This window comes from Microbacterium sp. (assembly GCF_047606385.1).
GTDB lineage: Bacteria > Actinomycetota > Actinomycetes > Actinomycetales > Microbacteriaceae > Microbacterium.
Window position 1 is genome coordinate 1 of the sequence record NZ_JASGEL010000134.1, and the last position, 11,508, is coordinate 11,508.

Sequence of the window (11,508 nt, forward strand, 5' to 3'; positions counted from 1 at the left end):
CGATCACGAGCAACCGCGACGACGTCCTCACGGAACTCGCGGGGATAGGGCTTGGGCATGATGACATCCTCCCAGCGGCACCTCTCGGCACCACAGATCAGTTGTCACCTATACGTTCAGCAGACCCAACTTCGGCATGCTCCTCATCCTTTCGGGATCTCAGGAGCCTCCACCAGACCCGGGGCGCAACACGCTGAACAGGGTCGCGGACCCGTCTCGGACGACGATCACCCTCACGCAGTCATACGCGAGCGGGTCGACAGGCCGGTGGTAGGTACTCGTTCGCGCCAGTATCGGTTCAAACGACGTGGCGCTGTGCGGTGCATCGTGGGTGGTCGGTGCTTCCCGCTGAGACATCTGTTCTTCGCGCCGGGGTGACGGGTGTCACGAGGCGTTGACGGCATTCGGTGCGTCATCAAGGTCGCGACGGGCGTCAGGCGCTGGGCAGGGTAGGAGGAGGGCGAGCACGGTGCCGACCAGGCCGAGTGCTGCTGCCCACCAGAAGGTCGTGCCATAGGCGTGGTCGGGACCGTCGGAATGAAGGTAGCCGGTGAGGATGATGATCATGATGGCGGCGCCGAGTGCGCCGCCGACGCGGGAGAGGATTTGAAGGGCGCTGCTGGCGTGTCCGGCGGCCTCTTTGGGCAGGGTGCGGTAGCCGGCGGCCATCGCCGGCATCATGGTCGCGCCGAATCCGAGTCCGCGGACGAACAGCGCGACGGCGAGAAGCCAGTAAGGACTGTGGGTGTCCGCGAGGGCGAACGGGATGGCGCTGAGCGTGGAGAGGATCATGCCCGTGACTACGACGACGCGGGGACCGAAGGTGTCGGTGAGCTTGCCTCCGATGGGCATGGCGATCGCGGTGCCGATGCCCTGTGGGATGAGCAGGACCCCGGTGACCAGGGCGGTCTCCCCGCGGCCCTGCTGGTAGTAGAGGGTCAGTAGCAGCAGCACGCTCTGGACGGTGAGTCCCACGACGAGCGAGACGGCGGCGGAGCTGGCGAAGGCGCGGTCGCGGAAGTAGCCGATCGGGATGAGGGCGTCCAGGCCACGCCGCGCCGCGTAGGGGATGTAGCCGATGACGAGCAGCGCACCGAGCGCAAGCGGTATCCACGCCTCCGCGGTCGTGAAGGTGCCGAGACTGCTGGCCCTGGTCAGACCGTAGAGGGCGAGAGCCAGTCCCGGACCGATGAGGGCAAGGCCGAGGATGTCGAAGCGAGCCTGCTCGGACGATCCGTGGTCGGTGGGAAGCATCCGTGCGCTCAGGATGACCGAGGCCACGCCGATCGGGAGGTTGAGGACGAATATCCACTGCCACGGCAGTGAGTCGACCATCAGCCCGCCGACGATCGGGCCGAGGACGGGTGCCAGTAGGGCCGGAACACCGACCACGGTCATCGTCCGGCCCATCCGGTCGGGTCCGGCCGCCTTCGCCAGGATCGTCTGAGCCACGGGCATGAGCAACGCGCCACCAGCGCCTTGAACGATGCGGAAGGCGATCAGCGACTCCGGGTTCCATGCCAGCGCGCACAGCCCCGAGGCCACGGTGAAGAGCGCCGTGGAGAGGATGAACAGTCGCTTGGCTCCGATTCGGTTCACCAGCCAACCGGTCGTCGGGATGACCACGGCGAGCGCGAGCATGTAGCCGGTCACGACCCATTGCAGGGTTGGCAGGTCGGCATCCATCTCCCGCCCGATGGATGGCAGCGCGACGTTGACGATCGTGGTGTCGAGCATGCTCATGAAGATGCCGACGACCAGGATCAGACCCAGCCGGATCAGACCCGGGTCCATACGGGATGAGGAATCGTTCGGAGTAGCAGCCACGCGTCCACGCTAGATGCGTAAGTGTGCATCATGTGTAACACTTAGGGGATGAAGTCGACTCCGGTGAAACCGCGCCAGCGAGGGCCGCGCTCGGATGCGCAGCGCAATGACCAGCTCATCTTGGAGACGGCCGCACGGGTGCTTGCCGACGATCCGAACGCGACGATCCAGCGGATCGCCGACGAGGCAGGGCTCGCACGCCTCACGGTCTACCGTCGCTACCGCAACCGAGACGAACTGCGGCGCGCGATCTTCGAGGCCGCGGCGACCGAGGTGCGCGAGACGATCGACCTGGCAACCGACAGCGAGCTCGACGCGCTCACTGCTCTGCGCGCGTTCATCCAGCGCAAGACCGTGACGGCCCAGCGTTACCCTCTGCTTGCCGTTGGGGAAGACCTTCAACCCAGGCCCGGCCAGGGCTACCGACCCGCCACGCCTCCCGCGTCCCGTGCCATGCACCAAGCCACCTTCGAGCTCATCAAACGCGGACAGCGAGACGGCGTGTTGCGCACGGATGTCCCACCCGAGATGCTGGCCCTGGCGATCACCGGCACGGTCAGGCTCGCGACTCGATTTGCCGCGGCGCTGCGGCTCGACGTCGATCGGATCGGCGACCAGACCGCCGATCTTCTTCTCGACGGCTTCGCAAGCCGCACCGAGTCGTCGCCGCACGCTGACCGCTGAGTCATTCGAGCCCGGTCTTCATCGGTGAGCGGCCAGTTCGGAGGCGCGGTGATGGTGGCGAACCAGTAGACGCGTCCGCCGGCCATCGGCGCGATCCCGAACCGCTCGCCGCGACCCCAAGTCTCGCCTGCCGCCAGCACGTCGATCGGGCCGACAGTGACGCCGCGCCACGCGGTGTACCCGGCGTAGCGGATGCCCGGGTCGTCGGTCCAGGAGCGGCGTATCCCGCTGGCGATGCCCTCGGCGCCAACCACGAGGTCGAAGGTCGGAGTCTCACCGGTGTCGAGCACGATCGTCGCATCTTGTGCGGTGCCGCGTACCTCGCTGACGGCCGCGAACTGCACCCGCAGAGCGGCCGCGGTCAGGATGCCGTGCAGATCGCTACGGCTGACGACCGTGAGGTCGGCGTCGACCAGAGGGGGCGTGCGGACCAGCCACGTTCCGCGTGGGGTGCGCAGGCCGGCGGGGACGACGGCCGGTGTGCCGAGAGCGCGGACCCGCCGGCGGCGGTGGCGCCGGGCTGGTCGTAGATGACGATTTCGGCACCATGACGCGCGAAGGCGATGGCGGCGCCAGCCCAGCGATCCCGGCTCCGACGATGCCGACCTTCACCTCGCTACCGCCCGATGCTTGGAGCGCGATCGTCCTCGGTCGTCGTGCGGGGCCGGAGGTTCGGGACGCGGATGAATCCTGTCGCTTGTCGCACGGAGATTCCGACGACGGCGATGGCGGCGGGGATGTGAACCATGAGCAGGTCGCGGCCGGCGTGGCCAGTGAGGATCACGACGATGACGAGGGCGAGGAGAAAGATGCGGGTCAGCAGCGCCGAGGGCGGGTCGGGCTGGCGGCGGATGAGCAGCAGCGCGACGACGAGGCTGATCAGCGGCGGCAGCACGAGCGCGTTGCCCAACGCCTCGTGCCAGGCGCGCCACTGGCGGTCGCCCTGCATGAACCCGCCGGCGAAGAGTCCTTGGGCCAGCACGCCTATGGCGAGGATCAGCCCGAGGATCGCGGTCGTGCGCGGTGCGGCGATGGGGCGGCGGGTCGGTGGGGTGTTCATTCGATCCTCCTTCTGAGGTGGGCGAAGCGGTCGCTGTCAGAGTCGGTCGGGCGTCGCGGAGGTGTCTGCCGGAGCACCGCCGCCTTGAGCGTGATGCGTGACGGGGAGGGCGCAGACCATGCCCTCGCTGAGGCCGGAGGAGCCGATGCCGAGGGCGAGGTTGAACCGGCCACGCATGTTCTCCAGCGCGATGTAGTGGGTGAGCTCCACGATCTGAGCGTCGGTGAAGTGCTGCCGGAGCTTGTCGAACAGCTCGTCGGGCACCTCGACGGGCGTGCGACTGATCGCGACTGCGTAGTCGAGGACGAGCTTGTCCAGGTCGGAGAACAGCGGGCTCGACGGGTAGTCGGGCAGGGCCAGGAGCTCGGCGTCGGTGAGGCCCCACTGGTGGGCGATCGCCGATCCCAGGTCGATGCAGTATTCGCACGCGGTGAGGGTGGCGGCTTTGAGCTCGGCCAGGGCGTGCAGGCGCTGGTCGATGCCGTGCAGCTTCGCGGTGGCCTGCTCCAGCTTGGTGTAGCCGCTGAACAGACCGGGAAGGTGTGCATACATCCGCAGCGGCTCGAGCACCTTCTCGGTGTCCGTGCCGGTGGCCTTGGCGAGGCCGCGCCGGACGAACCAGAGCACGATCCGGTTCCTGATCCGCACCCGTTCCGGGGCGACGGCGGTGATACGCGCCATGACTACTGCCTTCCTTTCAGTTCGCGTCGGCGGGCAGTCGCCGTTCGACGGCGAGCGGCGGGTTCCACGGATGTATCCGGGGTATCCACGCACGCACCGCATGCCGGTACTGCTGGTACTCGGCGCCGAAGCGACGGGACAGGCGAGGCTCTTCGTAGAAGCGCACCGCCGCTGCGCCGACGTACCACGCGACAGCGGTGTAGATCGCCAGTCCGGCTGAGCCGAACAGGAGCGCCTGCCCCGCCAGGACGATCAGGAACCCGACGTAGATCGGGTTGCGCACATGCCGGTAGAAGCCCTCGACCACCAGCCGGGGCGGGGCGGCCGCCGGGACCGGGGTGCCGCCTGCTTTCACGAATTCGATGAACGTCGACACGATGGGAACCAGGCCGAGACAGATGAGGACCCCGCCCGCGACCTGGGCGACGACCCAGTACGGCAGCGGGTCCCGGAGCTGCCAGTACCCGAGCAGGACGGGCAGCAGCACGCCGAACGTGCCGCCCAGCCCGACGCCCCATGCCGAGGCGACGAGCACCGCGACCGATCTGCGCATAGCAGCCTCCTGTCCCTTCTCGATCCACAGTCGAAGCCCGCTGGTGCTTGCCTGTGGTTCACAATCCCTGGCCTCGTTCTGAGAGTAACACTCTCAATTCAAGAGTGTTACTGTCAGATTCATGACAGGTGAGGCTGCTTCCAAAGCCCGAGGTGATAGTCGCGGTCAGGCGCGGACACGGCTGGCGCACGGGGCGGTCGTGGACGCGGCACAGCGGCTGTTCGTACAGCGGGGCTACGGGCCGACGACGGTCGACGCGATCAGCGCCGAGTCCGATGTCCCACCGGCCACGGTGTACCGGCTGTTCTCGTCCAAGCTCGGCATTCTCCGGGCACTGGTCGACAGATCAGTAGCCGGCTCCGACAACGCAGCGCCCCTCGCGGATCAGCCCGCCGCGCAAGAGCTGTTCGCCGACCCCGACCCGGCCAGCCGCCTGACCGGCTTCGCCGCGATCTGCCGCGAGGTGAACGCGAGAACCGAGCCCCTGTACCGCATCCTGGTCAGCGCCGCCGAATCAGACCCGGACGCCGCCGCGCTGCTCAGGGAGCGCGCCCGGCACCGCGGTGCCGGGCAGGACCAGATCGCCCGCTCTCTCGCTAAGGCCGGTGCCCTCGTGCCAGGCATGAGGGAGCGTGACGCGGCCGACATCATCCACGCGCTGATGTCTCCCGAGGTCTACCGGCTCCTCGTCACCGACCGCGGCTGGACCCCGCAACGGTACGAACAGTGGCTGGCTCAGACCCTGATCGACCAACTGCTGCCACGGTGACCCAGGTCGAGGGGCGACCATGCGGCTGACCATCTCCGGAGCGACCGGGCGCACCGGCACGCTGCTTCTTGACCAGGCGCGCATCACCGCGACCGATCCGAACCTGACCACCATCGAGGTCCCCGAACTCCGAGACACTGACGTGCTCCGGGAGGCCATCGACGGCAGCGACGCGATCCTGTCGGCGATCGGGCCACGCGGGCGCGGCGACGCCCCCGCCGCCGCTCCGGCCACCTCCGGGTTCCTCTCGGACGCCCCGAGAAGTCTGCTCCGCCGACCTCGCCGCGGAATGGAGGGCGCTTCACGCCAACGAGGGATCGGCTGCGCCCGCCGGCCGCACCCGGCGCAGCGTCAGTCCGGCGACCACGCCGGCGACGACGAGCAGCGCCGCGGTGCCGTAGAGCGCGGCGTCGATCGCGCCGGCGCTGGGCACGTCGGTCGGGCTGAGGGCCTCGGTGACGTTGGCGGCGGTGACCACGACGATCCCGCCCAGGGCGATGAGCGTCATCAGCAGGAAGCTGTTCGCCTCGCTCGCGTGGGAGACCGGCACCGCCGTCTGCACGCCGGCCTGGGCGACCGAGTAGCCGAGCCCGCACGCGCAGCCGGCGACGCCCAGCGCCAGCAGGAACGCCCACAACGACGGCGAGAGCGCCGCGAGCGCGAGCGAGCCGCCGCCGCACACGGCCGCCACGGCGAGCACCGCTGACGGCGCGAACCTGCCGCACAGCCAGCCGCCCACCGGCCCCGAGATCGCGACGCCGATCGAGCCCGGCACGAACAGCATCCCCGCCGTCGTCGCCGAGAAGCCGTCGACGACCTGCAGGTCGATCGCCGCCAGGTACACCAGCACGTTGAGGGCGCCGTTGCACACGAAGCCGAGGAGGAGCAGGAAGCGGTACGGCCGGATGCCGAACAGCGCGGGCCGTACGAGCGGCGCGACGGTGCGCGACTCGATCCAGGCGAACAGACCGAGGACCACGACGCCGCCGACGACCAGCGGCAACGCGGTGGGGGAGAGCCATCCGGTCTCGGGGATCCGGTCGATCCCGATGCTGAGCAGGGCGAGGCCGGCGACCACCGTCACCAGTCCCCACCAGTCCATCGCCGGAGCCGCGCTCGGAGACCGCGGGTCGTCGAGGAACAGCAGGCCGATCCCGGCGACGACGGCGAACGGCACGTTGATCCAGAACACCCACTGCCAGCCGATCGTCTGCGCGAACAGGCCGCCCACGACGGGCCCGGTCGCGGTGCCGATGCCCGCCACGGCCAGCAGGAAGGCGACGACCTTCGCCCGGCGGTCCTCGACGACCGTGTGGCTGACGATCACGAAGACCGTGGGCATGATCAGCGCCGCGCCGAGGCCCTGCACGATGCGCGTCGGGATGAGCACGGCCGAGGTGGTGGCGAAGCCCGCGACGAGACTCGTGGCGGCGAAGACGCCGAGACCGATGAACAGGGTCGCACGGCGTCCGATGATGTCGCCGATCCGGCCCGCCGGCACGAGGAACGCGCCGAGGCTGAGCACATAGCCGCTGACGAGCCACTGCAGATCCGTGACCGTGGAATGCACCGCGTCGGCGATGACCGGCAGCGCCAGGTTCAGCGAGAAGAAGTCGAGCTGCACGCACAGCAGTGCCAGCCCGAGCGGCAGAAACCGCAGCACCCCACCCCGCATGGGCATGATGTTAGCGGGCCGGATGCCGGTGGCGGGCGTCGAGCGGCGCGCGCCCCGGACCATAGGCTGGAAGAATGGAGCTCGGCGTCTACGGTGTGATCGCGGTCGCGGTCATCGTGGGCGTCGCGGCGTTCTCGAAGAAGCTGGGCATCGCCGCGCCGATCATCCTCGTCGTGGTCGGAGTGGGGCTCTCGTACCTGCCCGGGGTGCCCGACATCGAGGTCCCGCACGAGATCATCCTGGACGGGCTGCTGCCGCCCATCCTGTACGCGGCGGCGATCAGCGTGCCGATCATCGACTTCCGGCGGAACCTCGCTCCGATCGCCAGTCTCTCGGTGGTGCTGGTGATCGTCACCGCCTTTGCGACCGGTTTCCTCCTCTACGCCCTGCTGCCCGACCTGAACTTCGCCGCCGCCGTCGCGCTGGGCGCGATCATCAGCCCTCCGGACGCGGTGGCGGCGACGTCGATCGGTCGGCGGCTCGGCCTGCCGCCGCGTCTGCTCACGGTGCTGGAGGGCGAGGGGCTGGTGAACGACGCGACCGCCCTCGTGCTGCTGCGCTCCGCGGTCGCGGCGGCCGCCGGTTCGCTGGCGTCGCCCTGGGCGGGCGTGCTGGACTTCCTGTACGCCGTCGTGGTCGCGCTCCTGGTCGGGCTGGCGGCCGGCTTCGTGACCGTGTTCGTGCGCTCGAAGCTGAACGACTCGGTGCTCGACACGGCGTTGTCGATCGCGGTGCCGTTCGTCGCGTTCATGCCGGCCGAGGCGCTCGGCGCATCCGGCGTCCTCGCCGTGGTCGTCGCGGGCCTCTACACCGGTCATGCGAGCCCGACGAAGTTCTCGCCGCAGTCGAGGATCAGCGACCGGATCAACTGGCGCACCATCCAGTTCCTGCTCGAGAACGGGGTGTTCCTGCTCATCGGGCTCGAGATCCGCACCCTGATCGAGCACGCCGATTCGAGCATCCTGGGCGTCGGCGCCTCGGTCGGCATCGGGCTCGTCGCCACGCTGTCGCTGATCGTCATCCGCTATCTCTGGATCGGCCCGCTCGTGTTCGGGTTGCGGCGGCGCGAGGAACGCAACGAGAAAAGCACCTACCGTGCGTTGCTCGCCCTGTACTTCTACCGGAGCCATCCTGTCGCCACCGCCCGTCAGGCCCGCGCGCGCAACCGGCTCGAACGTGACTACGAGCGACGGCGAGCCGATCTGGAGCAGCAGCGTCAGGAGCGGATCGACTGGCGCGGCGGAGCGGTGCTCGGCTGGTCGGGGATGCGCGGCGTCGTCACGCTCGCGGCCGCGCAATCCCTGCCGGAGAGCACGCCGTACCGCCCGCAGCTGATCCTGATCGCCTTCACCGTGGCCGTGATGAGCATCGTGGTGCAGGGCGGCACGCTCCCGTGGCTGATCCGCCTGCTCAGAGTCGAGGGGATCGACGCGGTCGAGGACCGCAAGGAGCTCGCCGCGCTGCTGGAGGACATCAGCGGCGCCGGTCTCGCCGCTCTCGACCAGGTCGAAGCGGACGCCGCCGAGACGACGCCGGTCGATCCCGACGTCATCGAACGCGTACGGCAGTCCTCGTTCCTGCGCACCGAGGCGGCCTGGGAACGCGCGCGCTCGCTTCGGGGCACGCAGCAGCGGCCGCATCAGCAGTTCCGCGATCTTCGCCTCGCCGTGGTCGCCGCGGAGCGGGAACGCCTGCTCACGATCCGTGCCCAGGGGACGTACTCGTCGCGCGTGCTCGCCGAGGCGCAGTCGCTCCTCGACCTGGAGGAGACACGGCTCGTGAGCCGCGGCGGAGAGCACTGAGGCGGCGGGCCGCGCTACGACACGCGTGACTGTCCCGTCCGTGTCGCGACCAGCGCGTCGAGCTCGGCACGGATGCTGCCGAACGCGTCGTATCCGGCGATCGCGTCCCGCATCTCACCCGCGCGGGCGCGGAACGACCCGTCGTGCAGCACCCGGGTGACGGCCGTGCGCACCGCTGCCGCGGACGGGTGCCCGGTCCGCAGATCGAGGCCGACCCCGAAGTACTGCACGCGGGCGGCGACCTCGGGCTTGTCCTCGGCGTCACCGGCGACCACGAGCGGGACGCCGGCCGTCAGCGCCGCCCACATGCCGCCGGATCCGCCGTTCGTCACGAACACGTCGGTGAGCGGCAACAGCTGGTCGTAGGGGAGGAACTCCGCCACCCTGGCGTTGGCCGGCACGCGACCCACGGACGTGATCGGCGCCCGTCCGGTGCTGACGACCACGTGCACGTCGAGGTCGGCGAGGCCGTCGAGGGTCGGTCGCACGAGGTTGCCGAAGTCGTGGTTGTCGAGGGTCCCCTGTGTGACGTGCACGACGGGCCGTCCGTCGCGCAGCTCGTCCCACCAGTCCGGCAGCGCGGCCTCGGTCAGCGACGAGCGGGCCGGCAGCGGCCCGACGAACCGCACGTTGTCGGACAGGTCGCGGCGCGGGTAGTCGAACTCCCGCGGCCCCAGCTGCAGATACAGCTCCGGCAGCCGTGAGAAGTCCACGACGAAGCCGGACGGCCTGCCCGCGCCGACCTCCGCCAGCATGGATGCCGTCAGCCGTTGCGCGTGAGCGAAGAGCACCTTCTCGGCGGCGACCATCAGCAGACGGTTGCGCAGGCGGCCGATCGGGCCCCTCATCATCGGGATGCGCGAGTTCGGCAGCGGCGCATCGACGCTGAGCTGCGTCAGCGGGCTGATGCCGACGGCGGCCACGGGAGGCCGCGAGGTGCGGGGCTGCTGCAGCAGCGGCAGCGCGCCCGCGAAGAAGCTGTCGATGAGCACGGCGTCGATCGGCTCCGCGTCCATCAGCGCTTTCAGCCCGCGCCACTGCGGCGGGATGTGTCGCAGGAAGGTGTTCTCGATCTGGTACTGCGACAGCGCGATCCCGCGATAGCGGTCCTGATCGGGCACGAAGGTGGACGGGTCCCGCTCGTCGAAGTCGGCGGGGCCGGTGAGCGGGTGGAACTCCAGGCCCGCCGCCTCGGCGGCATCCCGGAACCGGCTGCCGGTGAGCACGATCACGCGGTCGCCCCGTGCGACCAGATCACGGCCGATCGCGAGGAGCGGATTGACGTGGCCGTAGAGCGGGCTCGCGCCCACGAGGAAGATGCTCATGATCTGTCTCCTTGCGATCGGTGGACGATGAGCCGGTCCAGCGCATCGCGCAGCCACGCTCCGTAGCGGGCGGGTGACCAGCCGAACTGGTCGGTGAAGTGCTCGTAGGTCTCGTGCGAGACGAGCATCGACAGCGTCGCGACCGCATCGTCGGCGTCGGCGGGGACGACCACGCCGCGGGCGACCAGCCACGGACCGGCCGCCGCGATGTCCGCGGCGCGGCGAGCGAGGGACTGCTCGAGCAGCGCGCGGATGGCGGGCTCCGCGTCCGCGGCGACACGCGCCGTTCGCCACAGCGCATCCGAGCGCGCGATCGAGGTGCTCACCAGCTCGACATAGCGGTCGAGCGCCTCGTCCACCGGCAGCGCGAAGACGGCCGCGTACGCCTGGGTCTCGGGGAGCGGGCGGTCGTCGTCGGCGCCGGAGAAGGCGACGGTCAGCGCAGCGGACAGCAGCGACGCCTTGGAGCCGGCGAGGTACACCGACTCGACCGAGACGCCCGCGCGCTCGGCGATGGCCTTCATCGTCGTGCCGGCGTAGCCGCCGGTGGCGAACAGCTCTCCGGCCGCCTCGATGATGGCGGCTCGTGTCGCGGCTGCGCGCGCAGCGCGCTTGGGATACCGCTCGCCGGTCGTCGTCGCTTTCGTCTCGGGCACGGTCGAACAATATTATTCCAGTTCGACTGCAGTCAAGTTGGACGCGGCGCGACAGCGCATCGTCTGAGGTAAACTCCTCAGACAAGTAGAGAGGTCCGTCATGACGCAGATGTTGCGCACCCCCCTCGCGGAGCAGGCGGCATCCGCCCTGCTCGATCGCATCCGGGCGCGAGAGTGGGCGCTGGGCGCCCGTCTCCCCGGCGAGACGACGCTCGGCCCGCAACTCGGCGTGGGCCGTTCGACGGTGCGCGAGGCGATCCGGCTGCTCGCCGGTCGGGGGGTGCTGCAGACCCGCCAGGGGGCGGGTGTGTTCCTCGTCGCGCTCGACGCGGTCGAGGACTGGGACGCCGTGCTCCGCCGCGCCGGCATCGTCAGCGTGATCGAGGCGCGCATCGCGATCGAGACGGAGGCGGCCGCCCTCGCCGCCGCCCGCCGCACCCCGGCAGACCTGCGCGCGATCCGGCGCGCCCTGAGCG

11 protein-coding genes are annotated in these 11,508 nt (G+C 69.9%); 4 read left to right on the forward strand and 7 right to left on the reverse strand.

The features are described 5' to 3' along the window. Nucleotides 1-384: 384 nt before the first annotated feature. The gene (locus QM626_RS14045; protein WP_415077584.1) at nt 385-1,827 is read right to left on the reverse strand and encodes an MDR family MFS transporter; all 1,443 of its coding nucleotides are present in this window, start codon (nt 1,825-1,827) and stop codon (nt 385-387) included. A 48-nt stretch (nt 1,828-1,875) separates the two neighbouring features. Here QM626_RS14045 and QM626_RS14050 point away from each other — a divergent pair, with 48 nt between their 5' ends. Next, entirely contained in the window at nt 1,876-2,511 is a 636-nt protein-coding gene (locus QM626_RS14050) for a TetR/AcrR family transcriptional regulator (protein WP_415077585.1), read from the forward strand. Between the two features lie 616 nt (nt 2,512-3,127). Here the strand turns inward: QM626_RS14050 and QM626_RS14055 are convergent. The 3 genes from QM626_RS14055 to QM626_RS14065 are packed head-to-tail and all read right to left on the reverse strand — an operon-like array spanning nt 3,128 to nt 4,805. Next, nucleotides 3,128-3,571 (reverse strand): hypothetical protein, encoded by a 444-nt coding sequence (locus QM626_RS14055; protein WP_415077586.1) that lies wholly within the window; start codon nt 3,569-3,571, stop codon nt 3,128-3,130. Nucleotides 3,572-3,607: 36 nt separating this feature from the next. Then, nucleotides 3,608-4,252 (reverse strand): carboxymuconolactone decarboxylase family protein, encoded by a 645-nt coding sequence (locus QM626_RS14060; protein WP_415077587.1) that lies wholly within the window; start codon nt 4,250-4,252, stop codon nt 3,608-3,610. A gap of 16 nt (nt 4,253-4,268) precedes the next feature. Continuing rightward, entirely contained in the window at nt 4,269-4,805 is a 537-nt protein-coding gene (locus QM626_RS14065) for a methyltransferase family protein (protein ID WP_415077588.1), read from the reverse strand. A 199-nt stretch (nt 4,806-5,004) separates the two neighbouring features. Between QM626_RS14065 and QM626_RS14070 the strand changes: the two genes are divergently transcribed. Beyond that, entirely contained in the window at nt 5,005-5,574 is a 570-nt protein-coding gene (locus QM626_RS14070) for a TetR/AcrR family transcriptional regulator (protein ID WP_415077589.1), read from the forward strand. A 301-nt stretch (nt 5,575-5,875) separates the two neighbouring features. On the opposite strand, the gene QM626_RS14075 is transcribed toward QM626_RS14070, so the two are convergent. Then, entirely contained in the window at nt 5,876-7,255 is a 1,380-nt protein-coding gene (locus QM626_RS14075; RefSeq protein WP_415077590.1) for an MFS transporter, read from the reverse strand. Nucleotides 7,256-7,323: 68 nt separating this feature from the next. On the opposite strand from QM626_RS14075, the gene QM626_RS14080 reads away from it, so the two are divergent. Further along, on the forward strand, nt 7,324-9,051 hold the full coding sequence (locus QM626_RS14080; RefSeq protein WP_415077591.1) for a cation:proton antiporter: 1,728 nt from the start codon (nt 7,324-7,326) through the stop codon (nt 9,049-9,051). A gap of 14 nt (nt 9,052-9,065) precedes the next feature. Here QM626_RS14080 and QM626_RS14085 read toward each other — a convergent pair whose 3' ends face one another. After that, the gene (locus tag QM626_RS14085; RefSeq protein ID WP_415077592.1) at nt 9,066-10,376 is read right to left on the reverse strand and encodes a glycosyltransferase; all 1,311 of its coding nucleotides are present in this window, start codon (nt 10,374-10,376) and stop codon (nt 9,066-9,068) included. Beyond that, complete coding sequence (locus QM626_RS14090) at nt 10,373-11,032, reverse strand: TetR/AcrR family transcriptional regulator (protein WP_415077593.1); 660 nt, start codon at nt 11,030-11,032, stop codon at nt 10,373-10,375. The genes QM626_RS14085 and QM626_RS14090 overlap by 4 nt, the downstream gene beginning before the upstream one ends. 100 nt (nt 11,033-11,132) lie before the next feature. Here QM626_RS14090 and QM626_RS14095 point away from each other — a divergent pair. Beyond that, nucleotides 11,133-11,508: FadR/GntR family transcriptional regulator (locus QM626_RS14095; protein WP_415077594.1), on the forward strand; the 376-nt coding region annotated here is incomplete at its 3' end.

Bases quoted from the DNA above. Each gene is read 5' to 3' on its own strand.
- QM626_RS14050 (WP_415077585.1), top strand. From the start codon at position 1,876: ATGAAGTCGACTCCGGTGAAACCGCGCCAGCGAGGGCCGCGCTCGGAT.
- QM626_RS14055 (WP_415077586.1), bottom strand. From the start codon at position 3,571: ATGAACACCCCACCGACCCGCCGCCCCATCGCCGCACCGCGCACGACC.
- QM626_RS14060 (WP_415077587.1), bottom strand. From the start codon at position 4,252: ATGGCGCGTATCACCGCCGTCGCCCCGGAACGGGTGCGGATCAGGAAC.
- QM626_RS14065 (WP_415077588.1), bottom strand. From the start codon at position 4,805: ATGCGCAGATCGGTCGCGGTGCTCGTCGCCTCGGCATGGGGCGTCGGG.
- QM626_RS14075 (WP_415077590.1), bottom strand. From the start codon at position 7,255: ATGCCCATGCGGGGTGGGGTGCTGCGGTTTCTGCCGCTCGGGCTGGCA.
- QM626_RS14080 (WP_415077591.1), top strand. From the start codon at position 7,324: ATGGAGCTCGGCGTCTACGGTGTGATCGCGGTCGCGGTCATCGTGGGC.
- QM626_RS14085 (WP_415077592.1), bottom strand. From the start codon at position 10,376: ATGAGCATCTTCCTCGTGGGCGCGAGCCCGCTCTACGGCCACGTCAAT.